This is a genomic window from Pseudoalteromonas sp. Angola-7 (assembly GCF_028599255.1).
Lineage (GTDB): Bacteria > Pseudomonadota > Gammaproteobacteria > Enterobacterales > Alteromonadaceae > Pseudoalteromonas > Pseudoalteromonas atlantica.
Genome location: NZ_JAQREL010000016.1, coordinates 83,029 through 107,834, shown reverse-complemented (window position 1 = coordinate 107,834; position 24,806 = coordinate 83,029). Strand labels below are relative to the sequence as shown.

Sequence of the window (24,806 nt, the reverse complement as noted above, 5' to 3'; positions counted from 1 at the left end):
ATTTGCTTAATTAACTGAGCTATTTTGAGGTAGCAAAAACGCAGCTCGCGTTTGGTTTAGCGCCTCAAACGCATTAAGTATTATTACGCATTGGTATTACACTCATTGGTGAGGAATGTATGCACAACAATACCGCTATTTCGCAACTTATTGAAGCCGGAAAATGGATCAGTCAAAAAGGCTGGGTTCCCGCCACCGGCGGAAATTTTTCGGCGCGCACCGCAACAGGGTATGTGGTTACCGCTAGCGGCTTTGATAAAGGTCAGCTCGGTACACACACATTCATTGAGCTTGATCATCAAGGTAATCGCACTAAAGGTGCTGGCAACCCATCGGCCGAAACGCAACTGCACCTAGGCATGTATAAGCTTATTCCGCACGCAAACGTGGTACTGCATACTCACTCAGTAGCAGCCACCGTACTTTCGCGTGTAATTAAAAGCCATACATTAAATTTAAGCGGTTACGAAATGCAAAAGTCACTCAGTGGGGTAACCTCGCATTTAGATACGCTCAGCATTCCTATTTTTGAAAACGACCAAGACATAGACCGCTTAAGCTTGCTGCTTAGCGATCACCACTTACATACACCCATTGAGCATGCAGTGTTAATTCGTGGGCATGGCGTTTATGTAGTAGGGCGTAATTACAAGCAAGCACTTCGCCATTTAGAAGGGTTAGAGTTTTTATTTAGTTGCGAGCTGGAACGGTTAAAAATAGAAGGTATTGGGGCACAGCTATAATGATAAAAGCAATTTTAACTGATATTGAAGGCACCATAACACGTATCTCATTTGTAAAAGAGGTGCTGTTTCCGTATGCAGCCAAGCAACTAGCAACGTTTATGCGCTTAAACGAAAATAAAACCCATGTCGCTGAGCAAATAGCGGCTGTTAAAGCCATTATTAATGAGCCAGATGCCGATATAGAAAACGTCATTAGCGTGTTACTAAAATGGATTGAAGAAGATAAAAAAATTACCCCTTTAAAGCAAATACAAGGGTTAATTTGGCAAACGGGCTACGAGCACGGTGATTTTAAAGGCCACCTATACGCAGATGCGTTTGAGTTTTTACAAGCTCAGCACGCTCAAGGTACCGCACTCTATGTGTATTCATCAGGCTCGGTGAGGGCGCAGCAGTTACTCTTTAAATACAGTGACTATGGCGATATACGCCCCCTGTTTAATGATTTTTTTGATACCAAAGTCGGCGCAAAGCAAGAGCAAGCTGCCTATAACACTATCGTTAACCAGCTCCCTTTTAGTGCTAACGAAATCTTGTTTTTAAGTGATGTGGCAGGTGAGCTTGATGCAGCTAAAGCCGCAGGGCTTAACACCTTGCACTTAATACGTGATGGCCAAGCACATAGCGCGCACCCATACGTACATGACTTTAGCACAGTTAAATTGGAGCAATTTGCATGAGCCAATTAACAATTTATGCTAACAACAATCCAATTAATGCGCTGGTAAACACCTGCGATTTAAGCGAAATTACTCAGCAATTAGCAAAAGTAAATGTACGTTTTGAACAATGGCAAGCAACTGCACCCATTAATGAGCACACCACAAATGAGCAAATTATTGCAGCATATAAAAATGATATAGCGCGCTTAAAAGCGCAAAATGGCTACCAAACGGTGGATGTTATTTCACTTGCAAAAGGTAACCCTGCAGCGGCACAAATGCGAGAAAAGTTTTTATTTGAGCACACTCATAGTGAAGACGAAGTTCGTTTTTTTGTAAAAGGCCAAGGGTTATTTTGCCTACATATTGATGCCAAAATTTACCAAGTATTATGCCAGCAAGGTGACTTAATTTCGGTCCCAACCCTTACCCCACATTGGTTTGATATGGGGAGCGACCCAGAATTTACCGCCATTCGATTATTTAATAATACCGAGGGCTGGGTTGCAAAAAGCACCGAGTCTGAAATAGCGAAGCAGTTTCCGTTGCTCGCATAGCAAAAGTAATACGCTCCACAAAGGGATAAGTGGAGCGCTGTTTTAAAACTACTTAAGCGCTGTTAACGCCCCACTCTCTACATCACTTTTATTGTAAACACCGGTATCTAACACCCAAGCTGTTATTAGTTTTGCAGGTGTTACATCAAATGCGGGATTATACACATTGGCATTCGTGGGTGCCCACAGCGCATCACCAAAACTGCCACTTACGCCGCGTACCTCTGCGCTATTTCGCTGCTCTATTGCTATATCGCTACCGCAAGCTGTTTGTGTATCAAGCGTAGTTAAAGGCGCGACAACATAAAAAGGAATATCATGAAAATGCGCCAATACAGCTAAATTATAAGTTCCCACTTTATTAGCAAAGTCGCCATTAGCAGCAATACGATCGGCGCCTACCACTATTTTATCTACCTTGCCTGCGGCCATTAAACTTGCTGCCATATTATCGCAAATAAGCGTGTACGGTACTTGCCAGCGCTCAAGCTCGAACGCGGTTAAACGCCCGCCTTGCAACAAGGGCCGCGTTTCATCAACCCACACATGTATATTGCCGTGTTGTTGCTGCGCTTTGTAAATAACGCCTAATGCTGTACCAATACCAGCAGTCGCTAATGCGCCAGTATTACAATGGGTTAAAATATTGTCGCCGCTGTTTATAAGCTCAGCTCCGCGCGTTGCCATGCGCTCACATAGGGCAATGTCTTCAATAAAAAGGCGCTCTGCGCTGCACACCACAGCTGCTACAAAATCATCGCTTTTAAGGGCCTCTCTTAATGTAGCCATACAATGCATTAAATTAACAGCGGTTGGCCTTGTGGCTTCAAGCTCATCAATTGCTTTTGCAAGCGCCGCTTGAGTTCCCCCCTGCTGCGCTAAATGAGCAACCAGCAAACTCGCACCTAAGCCTATTAATGGTGCGCCACGAATTTTTAAACTGATGATCAGCTCCTTCATCGTCTCAACACTATGGCATTCGTGCCATACCTGCTGATGAGGAAGTAAATACTGGTCAAGCACACTTAATGTGCCGTTTTCATATTTTAAACTGCTTGCGATTAGGTTTTGCATGGTGAGGCTGCTTAAATAAAATGCGTAAGGGTATTTTACATCAGTTTGAATAACTCTCAAGTTAGACTTGTAGACATCTAAACATTTAAAGGTATAGAATGCCCAAAAAGGTTATTTGAGAACTCACTATGGCTAACTATGTCGCGTTTGATGCGCAGCGCGCAATTGAATATGTAAATTCGCTAATTGACTCTAAACAGTATGATTTTTTTAATGCTGGCGCACACTTAACTGCGTACGAATTTGGTGACGGTAACCTTAATTTAGTATTTAGAATTAGCGATGAGCACCATAACAGCATTATTTTAAAGCAAGCACTGCCTTATGCTCGTTGTGTAGGTGAATCATGGCCGCTCACGCTTGATAGAGCTCGTATTGAGGCGCAAGTGTTACTTAATCATGGCGCTATTTGCCCACAAAACACCGCTAAAGTACTGCACTATAACCAAGCTTACGCACTTACCATTTTAGAAGATTTAGGTCACTTAAAAATATTGCGTACCGCGCAAAATAACGCGGAGCAATTTCCTAGGTTAGCCGAGCACGTAGCTACGTATTTAAGCCATACCGGGTTTTATAATTCAGATTTTTACCTAACCGCCCAGCATAAAAAGGCCCTAGTGCAGCAATTTACTAACCCTGAGCTTTGCCAAATTACAGAAGATTTATTTTTTAGCGATCCGTATACAGATCACGAACGCAATCACTTTGACGAGCAACTTACTACACATGTACACGCTTTGCGTGATAACACGGCACTTAAGTTAGAAGTTGCGAAATTAAAAGCTAATTTTTTATCTAACCCGCAAACATTGCTGCACGGCGATATGCACAGCGGCAGCATTTTTGTAGATACCAATACCACTAAAGTGATTGACCCCGAGTTTGGCTTTTTTGGCCCTGTTGGCTTTGATATAGGCTCTTTTATTGGCAATTTACTATTAAATTACTGCGCACAAGCAGGGCATATTGAAGAGTTTGTAGCACGACGAAACTATCAAACGCATTTACTTAGCTGCATTGTTGAAAGCTATAATTTATTTGAGCAACAATGGTTAGCTTTAATTGCCAACCACAGCACAGATCGCACCCTTAATACCGAGGGCTACCCACAGTACTTTATGAAAACCGTATTACAAGACGCCATAGGTTATTGTGGAACAGAACTAATTAGGCGCACCATAGGGCTAGCGCATGTGGTAGATATTGACAGCATTGAAGATGAAAATACGCGCCTTGCAGTACAAAAACAAACGCTGAGCTTAGGTGAGCAACTTATTTTAAATGCCAAAAGCTGCGACAACAAAGATGCCTTTTTTAGTTTATTAATAAGCCAGCTAAATTAAAAAAGGCGCCAAAGCGCCTTTTTTACTACCAATACCGTTATTGGTAGTTTTCGTAAATTTTATCGAGCGGCTCCGACAGCCCACTTTCTTGCACTATACGCACGTGTTTACGCCTTAATTCCCGCGCACTCGTTACACCACATGAGTGGGCAATTAAGCCAGCACCGTAATGAATATATTTATTATAATTGGCAACTCGCTGGGCTTTATCTGCAACATTTAAACCACGCTGTAGCCGCTCGTTATGGGTAGTTACACCGGTTGGGCAGGTGTCTTTATTACATTGCATGGCCTGTATACAGCCTAACGCAAACATATGACCACGAGCAGAAACAACAAAATCAGCACCCAAAGCAAGCGCCCATGCCACCTTAGAGGGCACAATTAACTTACCCGATACAATGACTTTAACCCGTCCTGTTAAGCCATGTTTTTCAAGCATATTAACAACCAGCGGTAAGCTTTCGCGCAGCGGTAAACCTACCGAATCTAATAAGGGTTGTGGCGCTGCGCCCGTACCGCCATCGGCACTATCAATAGTGATAAAATCCGGTGCTGATTCAAGCCCGCGGTGGTTTATTTCTGCAAATAGTGTTTCTAGCCATGTGTAATCACCAATAACGGCTTTAAAGCCGGTAGGTTTACCTGTGGCGTTTCGCACTGTGGCAATCATATCTAATATGTCGCTTGGCTTTTTGATCTCTGGGTGCCCATTTGGGCTAATTGAATCTTTACCCTCAGGGATGCCCCTTATTTTAGCAATTTCAGCATTAACCTTTTTACCAGGTAACATACCGCCTTTACCTGGTTTGGCACCTTGGCTTAATTTAAGCTCAAACATTTTTACGTTTTTATGCGCCGCAATTTCTTTAAGTTTATCAATACTTAAATTTCCAAGCTCGTCGCGCACACCATATTTAGCCGTACCAATTTGAAACACTAAATCGGCTCCGCCCTCTAAGTGATAAGGGCTTAGCCCACCTTCACCAGTATTCATCCAGCAGCCGGCCAATTTTGCTCCTTTTGATAACGCTCTGACAGCCGGTTTTGAGAGCGCGCCGAAGCTCATTCCCGATATATTAAACAAGGAGTTAGTGGTGTACGGCGTTTTACAATAAGGGCCTAAAGTTACATTACTTGGGTCCAGCGCCTCTTCATCTAAGGTAGGGAAAGCACAGTTCATAAACATCACTGTACCTGTAACCTCTAAGCTTTGCGTGGAGCCAAATGCAGCGGTACGATCGACATCTTTTGCAGCGCGATACACCCAGCTGCGCTCTGCTCGGTTAAACGGCATTTCTTCTCTATCAAGGGCAAAAAAGTACTGCCTAAAAAACTCGCCTTGGCGCTCAAAAAAGTACCTAAAGCGGCCAATAACCGGGTAATTTCGCCTAATTGCATGCTTTGTTTGAGTAATATCACGAAAATAAAAAACAATAACGGTAAGTACAATTAATCCTAATGCAACAATAAAAATACTCGCAAATACATCAATACTAAAAATAATAAAATCGCTCATCCAAGGCCCCTTGATGGCTGTTTTTAAAAATAAAAAAGGTGTTGCGTCAAAATGACACAACACCTTTCGTTGTTCAAGGTTTATACTTTTAGATAATTAGCTTTGTGTGTTTTCAAGCTCGGCCTTTATATACAAACGAACTTGCTCTTCAAGCACTGATAACGGCACAGAACCATGACGCAATACTTGATGATGAAACTCACGAATATCAAAACGAGGCCCAAGCGCTTGCTCGGCCTCTGTGCGTAAACGCTTGATAGTCAGCTCGCCAATTTTGTACGACAAAGCTTGCCCCGGCCACGAAATATAGCGGTCGGTTTCGGTTTTAACATTATGTAATGAAAGCGCCGTGTTTTCGCTCATAAAGTTCATAGCGCGCTCTCGGCTCCAGCCGTACATGTGCATGCCTGTATCAACCACTAAACGAGCTGCACGCCACATTTCATAGGTTAAACGGCCAAATCGGCTGTATGGGTCTTGGTAAAAGCCTGCTTCTATACCTAAGTATTCAGAATAAAGCCCCCACCCTTCACCAAAAGCCGAAAGGTAGGCATCACGTCGGTAGCTTGGTAAGTTTTCAAGCTCTGCATTAAGCGATATTTGTAAATGATGCCCTGGTACGGCTTCGTGTAAGGTCAGCGCCTCTAATACATACAATGGGCGCTTATCTAGCGCATATGTATTTACCCAATAATAACCTGCTTGATCGCTTCGGCTCGAGCCAACATAGCGACCGGTTGTATATTTAGGAGCTATATTTGCAGGTACAGGTGCAACGCCATAGGGCATACGTGGCAATGTGTGAAATAACTTAGGCAGCTGCGCGTCCATTTTTTTAGCTATATAAGCAGCTTCTTTTAATAGCTGCTCTGGAGTGGTGGCGTAAAATTGCGGATCGGTACGTAAAAAGTGGATAAAATCGGCAAACGAGCCCTCAAAGCCTACTTCTTTAATTATTTCCTGCATTTCACTGCGGATACGCGCCACTTCAGATAACCCCAGCTGATGTATTTCATCAATGCTCATATTTGTGGTGGTGTAATACTGTGCGCGGTTTTTATAAAATGCCTTGCCATTAGGGGTTTGCGAAATACCAATCGTAGTGCGTGCACCTGGCTGATATTGCGTAGTAAAAAATGTTAAATACGCTTTGTAAGAGGCAATAACATCGTTTTTTATGATGCGTTTAGCTTTTTGCTGCAACGCTTTAAAGTCGTTTTCACTTAACCCTGCTGTGTTCGTTTTAAACGGGGAGTAAAAGTCTGACTGTGTTACATCATCTACTATGTATGCGCTTATTGAGTCTTCATACCCAGCTAATACCGCTTGTGGCTGAGTAAGCCCCGTTTCGAGCCCCTTTTTCATCCAATGTATGTTTTGCTCAAAAAAGCGCGGCACTTGTTCAAGGCGGGCTAAATACGTTTCTAACTGTTGCGGTTGCTTGTACTGCGAACTATTAATCATATAAGACAAGCTAGAATGAAACCCATACTCAGAAGTTAGCGGCATGTAGTGCGCATTAAATACATATTCATCAACACTGTTTTGTACTTGCGCACGAATAATACTGAGGTTAATACTGTTTTCACTTGAAAGCTCATCGCTATCAATTGCATCTAAACGACTTAATAATGCTGTTTTTTCCTCATATTGCTGCTTTAAAAATTCAGCCGATAAATTAGGTAATAAATAGCCATCAACCCCTTCAGGCTGAGTGTAGGGATTAACGCGTTTGCGGTAATCAACAATACTTTGCGCCACTTGTTCAAATTGTGTGTTTGCGTTGGGGCTTGTTAATGTACATGCGCTTAGCGTGCCAAAAAGTGATAGCACAAGCAGTGTGCGGCAAATTCGCGGGGGTAAGGAATAATTCATTTTAGTTTTACTTAACCATACAATAGATTTCACAAAACTATCGTAGGCTGAGTAAATAGCAAGACAAATGCGATTAATCTCAATAACACACGCTTAATTGGAGCGGGTAAAATAAGCTGAACCCGCCTAAATTAAGCTAAATACGTGCTCTTTGATGATAAAATCAGCTATTAGGCAGCAAAAGTAAAAATTTAAGTTCACTAATACTGGTTTTTACTTTTAAATAGCCTGCTTAACGATTATTGTAGTAAAAAAATAATAAAGCTTGGATGCATTGCCGCCTCATTGAAGAGTTATTTTAATGTGTAATTTAATGCGTACTTAGTTGGTAGTTAAAATGATGTTCCATGATTCCATGGCTGTAGCTCAAGAAAAAATGACGAATGTATGCCTGTTTTTAGAACGTCATACGCTGCCTCCCTCTCCGTTAAATTACCACGTTGCCTATACCTATATTAGTAAAGTAAATCCTCAGCTAAATAACGCCATAGACGAGGCCATTACTAATAAAGCCCAAATTGATAGTATTTTGATTGAGCAGCTCTACTTTGAATTTTTAAACGAAGGGCATACCACGCAAGTGGCAATGATTAATAACGTAAATGGGGTTATTGATTCACTGTCGCGCAATGCGCAATCAACCGAAAAACAAATTGTTAGCTTTGCCGGCCAAGTAAGTGAGTGCATTCACACGCTTGATGAGAATAATATAGAGCAAAGCCGCCAAGCACTCGATACGTTAAACACGCAATCAGCCACGTTACTTGAGCAACATAAGCACTTTAAACACGAGCTATATAAAGCTAAAAAGTTACATGAAAAAACCCAAAAACAGCTGGCGCAATTACGTAAGCAGCACATTATTGACTCACAAACGGGGCTGTATAAACGTCATTATTTAACACAGCAAACCCAACTATGGAGCAACCAAGACAAATCAATTTGCGCAATTGCTATTCAAATAGATAATTTAGATCATTTTGTAGATAATTACGGCGATATAATTGGCGAAGTTATTTTGAACAAAGTGGCTAAACAAGTAAAAAAATATGTCTTTCAAAGTGGTTTACCTGGGCGTACAGCAAAGGACCAATTTACCGTATTACTGCCAGATATAGACCCCGAAACCGCCAATGTTATTGCTGAAAAAGTGCGTAATGGCGTAGAAAAACTTCGTTTTGTTAGCTCAAAAAGCGGCACTAAGCTGCCTGGCATTAACTTATCTTTAGGCATAGCGCAGCAACTCAAAAATGATGACTTTAACCAGTTAGCTAAAAAAGCCTCGCAAGCGGCATTTAAAGCACGCTCACTGGGGCAAAGTAGCTTTACAGCTGGCCACTAGGTTTTACGCTAAATTACCTGATAAATCATATTCAAATTGCACCTGCAGTATACAATCAAGTACACTAGTCTTTATTGCCACGATAGAGACTAACCATGAACGAAACAGAGCAAAAGACCACGCATTTTGGCTATAAAACCGTAGCCGAAAACGATAAAGCCTCAATGGTTGCAGACGTATTTCACTCGGTTGCAGCAAAGTACGATGTAATGAACGATTTAATGTCTTTTGGTGTACATCGATTATGGAAACGTCAAACTATAGCCAGCTCAGGTGTGCGCAAAGGCCACCACGTCCTTGATTTAGCAGGCGGCACTGGCGACCTAACAGCAAAATTTAGCCAACTAGTCGGTGACACCGGCCAAGTGGTTTTAGGCGATATTAACTCATCAATGTTAAAAGTGGGCCGCGAAAAACTGCACAACTTGGGTTTAGTCGGCAATATCGACTACGTGCAAATGAATGCCGAAATGCTGCCATTTCCAGATAACAGCTTTGATGTGATCACGATTGCCTTTGGCCTACGTAATGTAACCGATAAAGACAAAGCCCTGCGCTCTATGTACCGTATATTAAAGCCAGGTGGACGTTTATTAGTATTAGAGTTTTCCAAACCTGAGCATGAAATTTTAAGTAAAGCGTACGATTTTTACTCATTCAATCTATTACCAACTATGGGTAAAGTAGTGGCGAACGATAGCGAGTCATACCAATACTTAGCTGAGTCGATTCGTATGCACCCAGACCAAGAAACCTTAAAAGCAATGATGGAAGAAGCAGGCTTTGAACAAACAACGTATCAAAACCTAACCGGTGGTATTGTTGCACTGCACCGTGGTTTTAAATATTAAGGCAGGCAGTTATGGCGTTTGAGCAAAAAAGCGAAAATGTGATCGCAGCAAAACCCGATTCACAGTTTTTTATGTTACCTAATTTTGTACTTTCGCTTATAGAGCGAGTGCTTAATAAGGTACTGCAACTCGACGCCACCTTAATAGATAAGCTCAGTGCCGTTAAGCACAAACCATTAAAGGTCGAAATCCGCAATTGGCAGCAGCAAATAGTATTAACCTTTGATGGTAAACTATTACACCTTTACAGTGCCAGCGTTGAAGATAGCGCAGAGTGTATGATCAGCGCAGATATAGATACACTCATGGCGCTTAAAGACCCAGCCATGCTTACACAGCTCATTCGTCAAGATAAGCTAGACCTGCAAGGCGACTTAAACGTCGCTCAGGCTTACAGCGCCGCATTTTCTGGGCTAGATATAGATTGGCCTGAGCAACTATCGCACTATATTGGCGATGCGCCCGCACAACAACTTTACATACAGCTAAACGCTTTACGCAGTAAAGAGCGTAAAGCGCGTCAGCAAATTAGCACCACATTAACTAGCCTATGCCAAGATGAGCTCGCTGTAACTATTCACCCATTAGAGCTTGAACAATTTAAACAACAAAACCGAGTGCTAAAAGGGCAAGTGGCCGCTATTGAACAACGCATAAATGCATTAATCAACTCTTCTAACACCAACAGCCGCTAAGGATTTTTTGTGTCGACTGCTCGATTGTATTACATCACTAAAACATTACTTAGCTACGGATTAGATGAGTTAATACCAAAACAAAAAATACCTTGGTACGCTAAAATTGCGCGTGGTAGCTTGTTTTGGTTACGTAACCAGCACAAAAATAAGCCAGCGGGCTTGCGATTGCGCTTAGCCTTGCAAGAGCTTGGCCCTGTGTGGATTAAGTTTGGCCAAATGCTTTCTACCCGCCGAGACTTACTTCCTCACGACATTGCGTTAGAGCTTGCTTTTTTGCAAGACCAAGTCGAGCCCTTTGAAGGCGAACTTGCCCAAAAAATAATTGAAAAAGCGCTCGAAATTAGCGATATAAACCAGTTATTTAGTGAGTTTTCGCAAACCCCATTGGCCTCAGCGTCTATTGCACAAGTGCATACTGCTAAGCTAGTTGATGCCCATAACAATACCCAAGATGTTGTTATAAAAGTGATTAGGCCAAATATAAAAACACAAATTAATGCCGACTTAGCACTTATGGAAAAGCTCGCTAAAGTACTTGCCAATGTACACAGCGAAGCAAAAAGGTTACGCCCAGTCGAAGTGGTCAAAGAGTATAAAAAAACCTTGCTAGATGAGCTCGATTTAATGCGCGAAGGCGCAAATGGCATACAACTTAAGCGTAACTTTGAAGGCTCTGATTCGTTATATATCCCGGCTGTTTATAGCGATTATAGCCGCAGTAACGTTTTGGTTATGGAGCGTATTTACGGCATTCCGGTCTCAGATACTGAGTCGTTAATTGCGCAAAATACCAATATGAAATTACTCGCTGAGCGCGGTGTAGAAGTGTTTTTTACCCAAGTATTTAGAGACAGTTTTTTTCATGCTGATATGCACCCTGGCAATATATTTGTCTCTCGCGAGCACCCTGAAAATCCCATGTATATTGGTATCGACTGTGGCATTGTTGGCACATTAAACAAAGAAGATAAACGCTATCTCGCAGAAAACTTTATCGCCTTTTTTAATCGTGACTACCGCCAAGTTGCTCAGCTACATGTTGACTCGGGCTGGGTTCCGCCTGATACCAGCATAGAAGAGTTTGAATTTGCAATTCGTACCGTGTGCGAACCTATATTTAATAAGCCGCTGGCTGAGATATCGTTTGGCCATGTACTCGTTAATTTATTTAACACCGCACGCCGCTTTAACATGCAAGTACAGCCGCAGTTAGTATTATTACAAAAAACGTTATTATACGTTGAGGGCTTAGGGCGTCAGCTTTATCCTCAGCTTGATTTGTGGAAAACCGCTAAGCCATTTTTAGAAGATTGGGTAAAACAACAAGTTGGACCGTTATCAGTAATGAAACAAATGTATGCTAACTTGCCATTTTGGGCTGAAAAAATGCCAGAACTACCTGATTTAATTTATCAAAATTTAAAACGTAGTCCGCAAATACAGCATTCTCAGCCAAGTAAAGTGTCACACAAAGCGCTAGTACTTAGCCTATTTGGCAGTGCTACACTGATTGTATCGGCACTGTGTTATCTGCAGCACGACCTCATAGCGGCAGGCGTAACATTAGCAGCGTCTGCAATTAGCTTTATTGTGGCGTGGCGTAACACATAAACTAAGTGCTATTTATGCCACAGGGCGTATAATTAGTACTTAAAATAAACATTTAAGCATTTATCAGTTGGAGATAACCATGGGTTTAGGTGGCATTAGTATTTGGCAATTATTGATTGTTTTAGCGATTATCGTACTTCTTTTTGGTACTAAAAAACTACGCGGCATGGGTGGTGATTTAGGCGGTGCAGTAAAAGGGTTTAAAAAAGCCATGTCTGATGATCAAACTAAAGAGACTGAAAGCGAAAAAGCTGAGCAAATCCAAGAGTCTCAAAAAGCAGCGCCAACACAGACACAAAGCACTGAAAAAACCAAAGACGATACTAAGGTTTAAGCAATATGGGAATGTGGGAGCTCGTTGTTGTTTTTATTGTTGGCCTAGTGGTACTTGGCCCTGAGCGGTTACCGGTTGCCATTCGCACCGTAATGCGCTGGGTAAAAACCGTTAAGTCGATGGCCAACTCAGTTAAAGCAGAAGTGAGTGAAGAGCTACGCATACACGAGCTTCACGAAAACCTAAAAAAAGCAGAGCAACAAGAGCTTAAAGATTTAAGCCCTGAGCTACAACAATCGGTTGATGAACTGCAAAAAGCAGCGCAGTCGGTTACTCATAGCTATAAAAACACTTCAAGCACGTCATCTAACGAACAACTCGATGAAAAAAAGTGAAATTAATTCCCCTATTTGTGGTCAACTTATTACGTGGTATAAAAAATAATGTCTGAACAAGCTAAATCAGGGTTCGTCGCTCACTTAATTGAGCTGCGCGATCGGCTTATTAAATCACTTTTTAGTATTTTAGTGATATTTATTGGCCTAGTGTATTTTGCCAATGATATATATGAGTTTGTAGCCGCCCCTTTAGTCGCACATTTACCAAGCACTGCCACTATGATAGCTACCGATGTTACGGCACCGTTTTTTGCACCGTTTAAGCTAACGCTATTTGTTGCCTTGTTTGGCGCTATTCCGTGGATATTGCATCAAATTTGGGGATTTATAGCACCTGGCTTATACCAACACGAAAAACGCATGCTAATGCCAATTTTGGCCTCGAGTATTTTGCTATTTTATGGCGGTATCGCTTTTTGCTACTTTATAGTGCTTCCTATTATATTAGGCTTTTTTACTAGTGTAGGGCCGCAAATGATGACCCTAGCACCGGATATTAGTAGCTATTTAGGATTTGTACTTAAGCTATTTTTTGCATTTGGTGTGGCGTTTGAAATACCCGTAGCCATAATGTTGCTATGTTGGAGTGGCGCTACAACCACGCAGAGTTTAAAGCAAAAACGCCCTTATATTGTGGTTGGTGTATTTGTTGTGGCGATGTTTTTAACACCGCCCGATGTGTTATCACAAACACTATTAGCACTTCCTATGCTGCTTTTATTTGAGCTAGGGTTAATTTTAGCGAAATTTTATAGCGCTAAAGAACAACAGGAATCTGAGGAATAAAATGAAAAAACAACTACTCTCACTACTGGTTTTACTAAGCGCACCGACGTTTGCAGCGCAAGAAATTAACGTGCAAGCTTTGCAAGCATGTAGCTTTATTGAAAACGACTTTAACCGTTTACTATGTTATGACAACACAGTGGCAGGTAAACCGCTTACTAAACCTAGTGAGAAAAAAACCCTTACCCCACCAAAAGCCGTAACCAATGTATCGCCAAACGTAAGTGCACCTGTTGCAGCTGTTTCTAAAGCAGCGCCTGCTGCTAAAGCAGATGATTTTGGCCTTGAGCATAAAGAGATCACTAAAGATAAAGACGAAAATATCACAGCATTAGTATCATCAGTTAGAAAAGCCCCTTATGGCGAGCTCATTATTACCCTTGATAACGATCAGCAATGGCGTCAAATTGGCTCTGACAGTCTTAAATTAAAAGAGTCAGACACAGTAGTTATTAGCCGCGGTGTATTTAATTCTTTTTTACTTCGTAAAGATGGTCAAAACCGCTCAATCCGTGTGAAGCGCACTCAGTAATGACCTACACGTTAGTTGATGCCGGCGTTAATTTAACCAATCACCAGTTTGAAGGTGAGCATCAGGCCATTATTGCCCGCGCAAATGCCGCGGGCGTGCAAGCTATGCTACTAATTGGCTGCGATGTGCCTAGTAGCGAACAATCGCTTACATTAGCAAAACAATATAATCAGTTTTCTACTGCTGGCGTGCATCCACATGACGCTAAAGACGCCACCGATGAACTTGAAACCACTTTAACGCAGCTTGCTAGTAACGATTGCGTTGTGGCCATTGGTGAGTGTGGGCTTGATTATAATCGCGATTTTTCTCCTCGCGATATTCAGCGCAGCGTATTAAAACGCCAGTTAGCGTTAGCTGAAAAACTAAACCTACCTGTTTATTTACACGAACGTGACGCAAGCGAAGATATGCTAAATATTTTGGCTAACTATAACGCACGTGGCGTGCTGCATTGCTTTACGGGCAATGCCCAAGCACTTAAAGACTATTTAGAATTAGGCCTTTATATTGGCATTACTGGGTGGGTGTGTGACGAGCGCCGCGGTAAAGCATTGCAACAATTGGTGCCAAGTATCCCGCTTGAGCGGTTATTAATAGAAACCGATGCGCCTTTTTTAATTCCACGCACAATAACCCCTAAACCAAAATCACGTAAAAATGAGCCCGCCTATCTTAGCTATGTGTGTGAAACACTCGCTAAGCTTTATAACGTTGAACCAAGTACTATTGCCACCCATAGTACGGCTAACTTTTATAGCTTATTTGATATAGCAGGTCGCTAATGACAAGCCCAAAGGCGCTATTTAGCCTATTTATGCTCCTTTGTTCATTTTGCAGTGTTGCAAACCCCGTAATTTCTGAAAATTTTAAATCAATAAAAATAGACACCCTGAGCTATTCGTTTACGCCCACCACAGCAAACAATGCCTACCATGAGGTTAACGACTGGCAAACAGTAAGTGATAAGCCATTAAATTTAGGGTTTGAACAACGCCCTGTATGGGTCAAGTTTACAGTTAAAAATACCTTAAATAACAATATAAGCCCTATTTTATCGCTCGATAACCCGCTGTTAAATGAAGCGCAAATTTTTCATTTTTATAATTCAGCACTGCTCTCACACACGCAAACTGGCGATAACTTTAAGCTCTCATCACGGCTAATAAAAAGTGAATCTTTATTAGCAACCTTGAGGCTGCCGGCAAATAGTATTAGCACCGTAATAATGAAGGTTAACAACAGTGCTGGGCTACGCATCCCGCTGACTTTATGGCAACCAGATGCCTACCTAGCGCATAAAGGTAAACTTAATTTAATTTATGGCTTACTCATTGGTTTTTTATTTTCATTGGCCATAAGTTGCTTGGTTTTGTATGGGTTTTCGCGCAAGTTGTATTTTGCTTATGCAGGCATTATTACGCTGACCTTAGGTGTGCTACTGGCTTATTTATGCGGTTTTGGCGCTCGTTATTTTCATCCAAATTCGCCTTCATTACAGCAAGTAATGATACCTGTTTTACTAATGCTCACTACGCTTGCTTTTGTGCCGCTACAAAAACAACTGTGCCAACCTAAAGCCTCTAAACTACTAAAATGGCAAACCATTGTTGCTAATATTTACGCAATTAGCCTGCTGTTTATGTGGGCTTTACCTAGCACAGTGTTTACCCCATTTAGCTTACTGGCGAGCCCGATTGTTATTGTTTATTGCTTGGTAAGCGCCTACATCTGCCAGCAAAACGCGCCTTCAAAACCAATTCAAGCACTGCTAATTGCACTCATGCTATTTTTACTTGTTATGGTGTACCTTATTATTGCTGTATTTGGCTTATATCCTTTAGGTAGAAGTAGCTTAGCTTTTGTTTTTATATGCTTTTTTGGTAGTACATTTTGCCTATGTTATGGCGTTATGAAGCGCTTTATTTTAGAGCGTGATGAACAAGTTATTGCTCAACAAACCTTGATTGCTGAAAATGCAGCCCAAGATACACTATTAAATGAGCGACTCGCGCTGCAAGCCCAAACACAAAAAGAATTAGAGTCGTTAGTTGATGAGCGCACCTTTGAGCTACAAGTCACTTTGCGCGAACTAGAAGATAAAAACCGCGAGCTTGAGCTACTTAATATGGAAGACGCGCTGAGTGGCGTTAAAAATCGTCGCTTTTTTGATAAAAAATTAGTGATGGAACTGCGTCGCTCTCGGCGTGAACAAACGCCTTTGAGTATGATTATGCTCGATATAGACCGGTTTAAACGCGTAAATGATAACTACGGGCACTTAACCGGCGACCAAGTAATACGCGCTGTAGCCGACATTATAAAACAGCATTTAAAACGCCCGTTGGATGAAGTGGCTCGCTACGGCGGCGAAGAGTTTGTTGTTTTGCTACCTAACACTCCAAAAGAGGGGGCTGTTGATATTGCTGAAAAAATTCGCCAAGCCGTAGAGAGTAATACCGTAAACGTAGCCGGAACATCCGTAAAAGTAACCATTAGTGCTGGCGTAAACAGCGCTGTAGTAAACGATATTAGTAACCCTGAGCTATTTACAGACGACGCAGATAAAGCGCTCTATTTCGCTAAACAACACGGCCGAAATCAAGTAATTAGTTTTCCAATTCCACAGTAGGAGCTTAGTAACATGGCCCAATCAGGACTCGACCTTTTCCCATATACCCGCATGCGTAGAATGCGCCGCAGTGATTTTTCTCGCCGTCTTATGGCCGAAAACCAACTATCGGTAAACGATTTAATTTTTCCGGTATTTGTACTTGAAGGTAAAAACCGCCGCGAAGCAATTGAATCAATGCCAGGAATTGAGCGTTTATCAATTGATTTATTGCTTGAAGAAGCTAAAGAGCTTGTAGATTTAGGTGTACCTGCCGTCGCTATTTTTCCGGTAACCCCTGCTGACAAAAAGTCTTTGATGGCCGAAGAAGCCTACAGTGAAGATGGCTTAGCACAACGCACAGTTCGTGCTTTAAAAGAAGCTTTTCCTGAGCTTGGGGTTATTACCGATGTAGCCCTTGACCCATTTACTACTCATGGCCAAGACGGCATTATTGATGATGAAGGTTATGTAATTAATGACATAACCACTGAAATTCTTGTTAAGCAGGCGCTTTCGCACGCCGAGGCAGGCGCAGATGTGGTTGCACCCTCTGACATGATGGATGGCCGTATTGGTGCTATTCGCGAAGCACTTGAAGCAGATGGACATATTCACACACGCATAATGGCTTACTCAGCTAAATATGCCTCTAGCTATTACGGGCCGTTTAGAGACGCTGTAGGCTCTGCAGGTAACTTGAAAGGGGCCGACAAAAAAACGTATCAAATGGATCCTGCCAACTCTGATGAGGCAATTCGTGAAGTGGCACTTGATTTACAAGAAGGCGCCGACATGGTGATGGTGAAACCCGGTATGCCGTACCTTGATATTGTTCGTCGTGTTAAAGATGAATTTGGTGTACCTACTTTCGCATATCAGGTCAGTGGCGAATATGCAATGCACAAAGCGGCAATCGATAACGGCTGGTTGAGTGAAGAGGCCACAATTATGGAATCTTTACTGGCATTTAAACGCGCCGGAGCGGATGGTATTTTAACGTATTTTGCCAAGCAGGCCGCGCAATGGCTGCAAAATAAGTAAACATGTTATCAAAGGCGGTACGCCGCCTTAATTTTTTTACAATCATTAACATATTTGTATTCTTTTTGTCATTTAGATTGCCTAAACTGGTGTCCCATTTTGGGATTTAAATACACGGGAATAATAAAAAATGTTAAAAACGAAAATAACGCCACTGGCGCTTGTATTAGCAAGCCTCAGTGCACCAGCCTCCGCCGATCTAATCATTTCTGAATACGTCGAAGGCAGCAGCAACAATAAAGCGATTGAGCTTTATAACAATGCTGATACAGAGCTTTCTCTTGAAGGTTATACTTTAGGACTTTATTCAAATGGTAGTAGTTCGGTAGGTAACTCAATTGATTTATCAGGCACATTGGCTGCCAATACCACCTTTATCATTTCAAACCCTAGTGCAGACGCTGCCATTCTTGATATTGCAGATGAAACCAGCACAGTAACTTACTACAACGGTGACGATGCTCTTGTTTTAACTAAAGATGGTGTGGTAGTTGATAGCTTTGGCCAAGTGGGTGTTGATCCTGGCTCTTTTTGGTCTGATGATACCGTACAAACTCAAAATAAAACCTTACGAAGAAAAAATAGCATCACAACGGGTCGAACTGACTCAACTGCAACTTTTAATCCTAGCGATGAATGGGAACAGTTTGATATTGACACCTTTGACGGCTTAGGCTCGCATGCTGGCGATGGTGGTACGGCTCCTGCGCCAGACCCTGAGCCAGAACCATTAGAACCGCTTGTATGTGGCGCAGATAAAACGCTAATTAGCGCTGTGCAAGGTTCTGGTGAAGCAAGCCCGTTAGTAGATACCCTTGTTGAAATTGAAGGTATTGTCACTGCCGATTTTCAAGGTGAAGATGGCTTAGATGGTTTCTTTGTGACCTCGCTTGCTGCAGATGTAGATAACGACCCAATGACCTCTGAAGGTCTATTTGTATACTTTACTGATACCGATGTAAATGTAGGTGACCACGTGCGCGTACAGGGTACGGTTGATGAATACTATGATTCAACACAACTTGCAGATGTAACACAAATTGCTGTATGTGGTACTGACGAAGCGGCCTCTGCAACCTCAATAAGCTTACCTTTAGAGAGCCAAGCTGACCTAGAAGCTTATGAAGGTATGCTAGTAAGCCTAGATCAAACACTTGTAGTTACTAACAACTACGGCTTAGGTCGCTATGGTGAAGTAGAACTAGCCACTGAGCGTTTATATCAAGGCACTCAAGTTGCTTTACCTGGTGATGCAGCCAATGCTGTTGAAGCGGCTAACTTGACTAAAAAAATCTTATTAGATGATGGCTCTACAGCTCAAAACTCAGATCCAACGGCTTACCCAGCGCCAGGCCTATCGGCAGAAAATACTCTACGTACCGGCGATACTGTAAATGCGTTAACAGGGGTAGTTACATACAGCTTTAGCACGTATCGCATTCACCCAACAGTTACACCACAGTTTATAGCGACTAATGCGCGTGAAGATGCGCCTGAGCAAAGTGAAGAAGCCGATTTACGAATCGCCAGCTTTAACGTACTTAACTACTTTAACGGTGATGGCCAAGGCGGTGGTTTCCCTACTAGCCGTGGTGCAGACTCAGAAGAAGAGTTTGTACGTCAAGAAGCAAAACTTGTAAGCGCTATTAGTGCAATGCAAGCTGATGTTGTTGGCTTAATGGAAATTGAAAATGATGGCTTTGGTGAGTTCAGTGCTATAGCAAGTTTAGTAAATGCATTAAACGATGCTGACAGCGCTAACAACTACGCGTTTGTAGATTTTAACGTAGCCCAAATTGGTACCGACGAAATCACCACAGCCCTTATTTACCGCGCAGATAAAGTAGAAGAAGTAGGCACAGCCGCTATTACTACTGATTACCCGTTTGATTACAGCAACCGTGCCCCAATTGCACAAAGCTTTAAGTCACTTTCAACAGATGAAGTATTTACTGTTTCTGTAGCCCACCTTAAATCTAAAGGGAGCTGTGGTGATGATAACAACGACGACCTAGGTGATGGCCAAGGCTGTTGGAATGAAATTCGTACCGAAGCTGCTGATGCGTTTACTGATTGGTTAGACAACAAACCTACTGGCGTAGATGACGAAGATATCATTCTTGTTGGTGATATGAACGCTTATGCAATGGAAGATCCAATCCGTAAGTTTGATGAAAAAGGCTATAAAAACGTAGTCGCAGAGCTTGATGGCGATACATTAAGCTACTCTTATAGCTTCTCTGGTCGTGCAGGTAGCCTTGACCATGCTTTAGCAACCGAGTCTTTACTAAGCAAAGTTGTTGCAGCAAATGATTGGCATATCAATGCTGATGAGCCTATCGTGCTTGATTACAACCTAGAGTATAAAAGCGAAGGTCATCAATCTACGCTATACGCAGAAGGGCCATACCGTGCATCTGATCACGACCCAGTTATTGTTGATATAAAATCTGAAGTAGTACTTACCCCTGAAGAGCAAACACCGGTAATTGCACCTGATCAAATATTCACAGTAGATGAAAACAGCGCTGTAGGCACTGTGATTGGCACACTTGATTTTAGTGACCCTAACGCTGATGTATCACCTGTGGTTAAATTTATCGTATCAGGTAACGATTCTGTATCAATTAACGAGCAAGGTCAGTTAATTGTTGCAAGCGAAGTAGACTACGAGTTTGAAAATCGTATTACCCTTACAGTACAAGCAGAGGATAGTGTAGGTAACGTATCTGAAGCACAAACGGTTGTAGTAAGAGTAAACAACCTACGTGGTGATGACGATAACGACTCAGGCTCATTGCTTTGGTTATCTCTTTTATTAGCACCACTTTCATTAGTGCGCAGATTTAAGAAAAAATAACGAGTGATTTGTTTTAAAGCCGCATTTTGCGGCTTTTTTTATGCTTATAAAAATGTAATTCAGACAAGCTTCAGTAAACAACCCTTAATATCTTCCATACCGTTTATTAACTATTAATAGAATTAGCCGCGCAACAAATACATTAAATGAGTATTTTTTACACATAAGCCGTAGTTAAAACCCTTTTTAATAAATTTAACTGTTGAAATGTAAACACTTTATTTACGGATTAAAAGTTGCACTATAAGTTCGTCACCCTTGTGTAGTAGTTAAGTAACAAACCCTAAGCGTAAAAATAAGTCGTGTTTTTATAAAGGAATGGAAATGAAACAATTAACCCAAACACCTCCTACTTGGCAGAAAAAAGCAACGCCATTATTGGGTCTACTTTTTATTTTTTCTGGCTGGGGCTATAGCACGCAGGCAATAGCAGCAAGTGTTGATGCAGCAATTCCGCAAGAAAGCCTATTTGAAGTAATAAGCGCCCGCGCTAAAAAACTAGCCGAACAAGAATATGCACCTCCAAAAAATATAGAGCTAGAAGCATTAAATAACATTGATTACCAAGATTACCGCTCAATTCGATTTAAGCAGGATAAATCAGTGTGGAAAGATGAAGGCCTGTATGAGCTACAACTCTTTCACCCTGGTTTTTTATATAAAACACCGGTAACAATTAATACCGTAGAAGGCGACTCAAAACGTAATCGCCTACCTTTTAGTACCGATTTTTATCAATACGATGGCACAGCCGCCCCTTTAAAAGACGAAATAGCAAAAAGCGTAGCCGGCACACAACTAGGCCATGCAGGCTTTCGCTTACATTACCCAATTAACACAAACGAATACAAAGATGAGGTAATGGTGTTTCAAGGGGCCTCTTATTTTAGAGTTGTTGGTCCTAATCAAGTATATGGTTTATCAGCACGCGGATTAGCAATCGATACCGCCGAAACATCGGGTGAAGAGTTCCCTATGTTTAAAGAGTTTTGGCTTGTTAAGCCCCAGGCTGAGCAAACTAACATCACTATTTTTGCATTGCTTGATAGCCCTTCGGTATCTGGTGCTTACAAATTTGATATTGACCCAACAACCAGCATGTTAGTTGATGTTGATATGCAAATTTTTGCCCGTAAAGATATTAAAAAGCTAGGCGTAGCCCCTTTAACAAGTATGTTTTACCACGGTGAAAACAGCACTAAGTTTTTTGATGACTACCGCCCAGAAGTGCACGACTCAGACGGCTTGTTAACACAGTCAGCTGATAACAAATGGGTATGGCGCCCGCTTAACAACCCAACACAGTTAAGCGTTACGTCGTTTTCATACACCAACCCTAAGGGGTTTGGTTTAGCACAGCGTGACCGTGACTTTAACAATTACTTAGATACTGAAGCGCACTACCACGACCGTCCAAGCCTGTGGATAGAGCCAAAAGGTGAATGGGGAAATGGCCGAGTTGAGCTAGTAGAAATACCAACAGATACAGAAACGAACGACAATATAGTGAGTTACTGGGTGCCTGAAAAGCCAATGAAAGCTGGTGATTCATTAAAGCTAAGCTACAAAATGAGCACCTTTAACGCCCATTTAACTCAACACCAAAAGGCGCGTGTAACACGCACGCGCATTGGTAGCGCAGCGCTGCCAGGTGAAGATAATCCACCTCCGCAAAGCCATCGCCAGTTTACCGTTGACTTTGCAGGCCCCGATTTAAACAACCTGTCTGAAAAGCTAACACTTGAAGCCGACATTCAGCTAACAACAGGTGAAGTAAGGGATGTAACAGTGCAAAAACTTCCTAAATCTCTTGGTTGGCGAGTAGCGTTTAAAATTGCACCACAGGACGATCAACCCGTAGATATGCGTTTATCGTTAAAACTTCGTGATAAAGAAATTAGTGAGGTATGGAGCTATGTTTGGTACCCAAATGACATCAAGTAATAAAGGAAAGGGCACACCAATGCCATTCAAAACACTGCGCGTATGGTTATTTGCTATTGCAGCACTCACTGTTTCAGGGTACGGCATCTCCATTATGTTTGAAATTTTAAGCTCAAACGGAATGACCTTGCTTGAATATGCGCTATTGGTTTTATTTTCAATAACCTTTGCATGGATTGTTACGGCATTTTGTAGCGGCACGATAGGATTTGTACTGCAATTATTTCGTATTGACCCGCTCACCCTAAGACGCATTAAGCCTATTGAGTTTGACAATGCCGCGCTTGCACAGCAAAAAACCGCGGTAGTTATGCCTATTTATAACGAAGACACGCACCGTGTTATTGCCGGCTTTGAAGTGAGCTTACAATCGCTAAAAGAGACTGGGCAACTTGCCAATTTTGACTTTTATTTACTTAGCGACACGCAAGACCCTGAAATAGCACAAAACGAGCTAAGCGCATGGCATGCTTTATGTGAGCGTTTAGGCGATACTGCAAAACAGGTTTTCTATCGTCGCCGCGAAGATAATAAACACCGTAAAGTAGGTAACTTAACCGACTTTTGCGAGCGCTGGGGCAGCCAATACGATCACATGATTGTACTTGATGCCGACAGCGTAATGACGGGTAAATGTATGCTAGAGCTGACCACAAGCATGATCAACAACCCGCAAGCTGGTTTAATTCAAACTATCCCTATTCCAGTTCGTCAAGACACCTACTTTGGTCGTTTTTTACAATTTGCCTCTGTGCTTTACAGCCCAATGCTGGCAACGGGGTCTGCTTTTTGGCAAACCGACAAAGCTAATTATTGGGGCCACAATGCCATTATTCGTGTTGAAGCATTTATTAACTATTGTGGTTTACCTACGCTTGAAGGCAATGCCCCCTTTGGTGGCGAAATTTTGAGTCATGACTTTGTAGAAGCTTCACTACTGCACAGTGCAGGCTGGGATGTTTTATTACTTAGCGATATTGAAGGTAGCTACGAAGAAGTACCAAGTAACATTTTAGATTATGCCATACGCGACAGACGTTGGGTTCAAGGTAACATTCAGCATCTTGGTTTATTAGGCTCGTCTAAATTAAAGTTAATGAGTAAGTTTCACTTTTTATTAGGCGCAACCGCTTATATTTCATCGCTTATTTGGTTATCTATGCTGGCACTAAGCACCATAGATGCGGTAACGCGTGCATTAAATAGCGATGTGTACTTTAATCGGGTTTATCAGTTATTCCCAACGTGGCAAATAGCTAAAACAGACCTAATTGATTCACTACTTTATTTAACCATTATTATATTATTGGTGCCTAAATTAATGGGTGTAATTGTCACGCTAGTGCACAGAAATAAGCGCTTTGGCGGCTCGTTTAAATTAATACTAGGCTCAATAATAGAGACTGTATTTGCCATTATTGTGGCACCACTTATGATGGTGTTTCATGCTTACTTTGTAGTGTGTGTATTTTTAGGTAAAAAAGTTAAGTGGGATGCACAACCGCGCGAAGGCCGCATGGTACCGTGGAAAGAAGCGTTTAATTACACGCTATTTTCTACCTTGGTTGCCATAGTATGGGGCGCTACAGCCTATTACTTTACGCCAGTGTTCTTTTGGTGGTTATCGCCTATATTGCTCGGTCTATTACTTGGAGCGCCAATAATACGCTACACCAGTAGCATTAAATTAGGTGTGCAACTGCGTAAAATGGGAATATTTATTTGCCCTAGCGAAGTTGATAACGACCCTATGCTAAACAACCTTAAAGTGCATTTAAAAGAGATTTCGGTACCAGAGCCTGGGCAATACCCTAAAACGGTGCCAGCCCTGCCACAAGAGCATTTAGTGGTTATGCCAATACAAAGCTTTAATAAGCCTCGCTTGCCAAAGATGAAAGCGCTAAGAGCTAAAGCAATTAAGAAGTTTAATTAGCGCAATGGGCACGCACTAAATACAAAAAGGAGCATAATTGCTCCTTTTTTTATACCTAAAATAAGCCGCTATACAACTTCTCTTTCATAACTGCGCCTCACTAACCCAAGTATAGATTACTGTATTAGGTGAGCGCTCTTACG

21 protein-coding genes are annotated in these 24,806 nt (G+C 41.9%); 18 read left to right on the top strand and 3 right to left on the bottom strand.

Features of this window, described 5'->3' with window-relative positions; all coding sequences use genetic code 11:
- The first annotated feature begins 119 nt into the window (after positions 1 to 119).
- The 3 genes from PSH50_RS17885 to PSH50_RS17875 are packed head-to-tail and all read left to right on the top strand — an operon-like array spanning position 120 to position 1,965.
- Positions 120 to 743: a methylthioribulose 1-phosphate dehydratase gene (locus PSH50_RS17885; RefSeq protein ID WP_273609943.1), complete on the top strand. Its 624-nt coding sequence runs from the start codon at positions 120 to 122 to the stop codon at positions 741 to 743.
- On the top strand, positions 743 to 1,426 hold the full coding sequence (mtnC, locus tag PSH50_RS17880; protein ID WP_273609942.1) for an acireductone synthase: 684 nt from the start codon (positions 743 to 745) through the stop codon (positions 1,424 to 1,426). The genes PSH50_RS17885 and mtnC overlap by 1 nt, the downstream gene beginning before the upstream one ends.
- Positions 1,423 to 1,965: an acireductone dioxygenase gene (locus PSH50_RS17875; RefSeq protein WP_273609941.1), complete on the top strand. Its 543-nt coding sequence runs from the start codon at positions 1,423 to 1,425 to the stop codon at positions 1,963 to 1,965. The genes mtnC and PSH50_RS17875 overlap by 4 nt, the downstream gene beginning before the upstream one ends.
- A gap of 48 nt (positions 1,966 to 2,013) precedes the next feature.
- Here PSH50_RS17875 and mtnA read toward each other — a convergent pair whose 3' ends face one another.
- Positions 2,014 to 3,039 (bottom strand): S-methyl-5-thioribose-1-phosphate isomerase, encoded by a 1,026-nt coding sequence (mtnA, locus tag PSH50_RS17870; RefSeq protein WP_273609940.1) that lies wholly within the window; start codon positions 3,037 to 3,039, stop codon positions 2,014 to 2,016.
- 128 nt (positions 3,040 to 3,167) lie between these two features.
- Here mtnA and mtnK point away from each other — a divergent pair, with 128 nt between their 5' ends.
- The gene (gene mtnK / locus PSH50_RS17865; RefSeq protein WP_273609939.1) at positions 3,168 to 4,385 is read left to right on the top strand and encodes an S-methyl-5-thioribose kinase; all 1,218 of its coding nucleotides are present in this window, start codon (positions 3,168 to 3,170) and stop codon (positions 4,383 to 4,385) included.
- Positions 4,386 to 4,422: 37 nt separating this feature from the next.
- Here mtnK and PSH50_RS17860 read toward each other — a convergent pair whose 3' ends face one another.
- Together PSH50_RS17860 and PSH50_RS17855 are read right to left on the bottom strand one after the other, a co-directional pair.
- A complete protein-coding gene (locus PSH50_RS17860; protein ID WP_004587481.1) occupies positions 4,423 to 5,904 on the bottom strand; it encodes an FMN-binding glutamate synthase family protein in 1,482 nt (493 codons plus the stop codon).
- A 96-nt stretch (positions 5,905 to 6,000) separates the two neighbouring features.
- Positions 6,001 to 7,779, bottom strand: coding sequence for a DUF885 family protein (locus PSH50_RS17855; protein WP_273609938.1), 1,779 nt, complete (start codon positions 7,777 to 7,779; stop codon positions 6,001 to 6,003).
- Positions 7,780 to 8,134: 355 nt separating this feature from the next.
- Between PSH50_RS17855 and PSH50_RS17850 the strand changes: the two genes are divergently transcribed.
- From PSH50_RS17850 to mdoH, 14 genes are all read left to right on the top strand, one after another.
- On the top strand, positions 8,135 to 9,121 hold the full coding sequence (locus tag PSH50_RS17850) for a GGDEF domain-containing protein (protein ID WP_273609951.1): 987 nt from the start codon (positions 8,135 to 8,137) through the stop codon (positions 9,119 to 9,121).
- Positions 9,122 to 9,216: 95 nt separating this feature from the next.
- Positions 9,217 to 9,972 (top strand): bifunctional demethylmenaquinone methyltransferase/2-methoxy-6-polyprenyl-1,4-benzoquinol methylase UbiE, encoded by a 756-nt coding sequence (gene ubiE / locus PSH50_RS17845; RefSeq protein WP_004587478.1) that lies wholly within the window; start codon positions 9,217 to 9,219, stop codon positions 9,970 to 9,972.
- Positions 9,973 to 9,983: 11 nt separating this feature from the next.
- Positions 9,984 to 10,667, top strand: coding sequence for an SCP2 domain-containing protein (locus tag PSH50_RS17840; protein ID WP_273609937.1), 684 nt, complete (start codon positions 9,984 to 9,986; stop codon positions 10,665 to 10,667).
- A 9-nt stretch (positions 10,668 to 10,676) separates the two neighbouring features.
- A complete protein-coding gene (gene ubiB / locus PSH50_RS17835) occupies positions 10,677 to 12,281 on the top strand; it encodes a ubiquinone biosynthesis regulatory protein kinase UbiB (protein ID WP_138577397.1) in 1,605 nt (534 codons plus the stop codon).
- 79 nt (positions 12,282 to 12,360) lie between these two features.
- Positions 12,361 to 12,615 carry a Sec-independent protein translocase subunit TatA gene (tatA, locus tag PSH50_RS17830; protein ID WP_004587475.1) on the top strand — a complete coding sequence of 85 codons (255 nt, stop codon included), beginning with the start codon at positions 12,361 to 12,363 and terminating at the stop codon, positions 12,613 to 12,615.
- 11 nt (positions 12,616 to 12,626) lie between these two features.
- Positions 12,627 to 12,950: a Sec-independent protein translocase protein TatB gene (gene tatB, locus PSH50_RS17825; RefSeq protein ID WP_232423994.1), complete on the top strand. Its 324-nt coding sequence runs from the start codon at positions 12,627 to 12,629 to the stop codon at positions 12,948 to 12,950.
- Between the two features lie 48 nt (positions 12,951 to 12,998).
- Positions 12,999 to 13,739: a twin-arginine translocase subunit TatC gene (tatC, locus tag PSH50_RS17820; protein ID WP_004587473.1), complete on the top strand. Its 741-nt coding sequence runs from the start codon at positions 12,999 to 13,001 to the stop codon at positions 13,737 to 13,739.
- A gap of 1 nt (position 13,740) precedes the next feature.
- Positions 13,741 to 14,271, top strand: coding sequence for a hypothetical protein (locus PSH50_RS17815; protein ID WP_054983614.1), 531 nt, complete (start codon positions 13,741 to 13,743; stop codon positions 14,269 to 14,271).
- The gene (locus PSH50_RS17810; RefSeq protein ID WP_273609936.1) at positions 14,271 to 15,056 is read left to right on the top strand and encodes a TatD family hydrolase; all 786 of its coding nucleotides are present in this window, start codon (positions 14,271 to 14,273) and stop codon (positions 15,054 to 15,056) included. The genes PSH50_RS17815 and PSH50_RS17810 overlap by 1 nt, the downstream gene beginning before the upstream one ends.
- Positions 15,056 to 16,903: a diguanylate cyclase gene (locus PSH50_RS17805; protein ID WP_273609935.1), complete on the top strand. Its 1,848-nt coding sequence runs from the start codon at positions 15,056 to 15,058 to the stop codon at positions 16,901 to 16,903. The genes PSH50_RS17810 and PSH50_RS17805 overlap by 1 nt, the downstream gene beginning before the upstream one ends.
- 12 nt (positions 16,904 to 16,915) lie before the next feature.
- The gene (gene hemB / locus PSH50_RS17800; RefSeq protein ID WP_029772896.1) at positions 16,916 to 17,926 is read left to right on the top strand and encodes a porphobilinogen synthase; all 1,011 of its coding nucleotides are present in this window, start codon (positions 16,916 to 16,918) and stop codon (positions 17,924 to 17,926) included.
- 130 nt (positions 17,927 to 18,056) lie between these two features.
- Entirely contained in the window at positions 18,057 to 20,786 is a 2,730-nt protein-coding gene (locus tag PSH50_RS17795) for an ExeM/NucH family extracellular endonuclease (protein ID WP_273609934.1), read from the top strand.
- 324 nt (positions 20,787 to 21,110) lie between these two features.
- Positions 21,111 to 22,730 carry a glucan biosynthesis protein gene (locus tag PSH50_RS17790; RefSeq protein ID WP_054983610.1) on the top strand — a complete coding sequence of 540 codons (1,620 nt, stop codon included), beginning with the start codon at positions 21,111 to 21,113 and terminating at the stop codon, positions 22,728 to 22,730.
- A complete protein-coding gene (gene mdoH / locus PSH50_RS17785) occupies positions 22,702 to 24,663 on the top strand; it encodes a glucans biosynthesis glucosyltransferase MdoH (protein ID WP_054983609.1) in 1,962 nt (653 codons plus the stop codon). Before PSH50_RS17790 ends, mdoH begins: the two co-directional genes overlap by 29 nt.
- Positions 24,664 to 24,806: the final 143 nt, after the last annotated feature.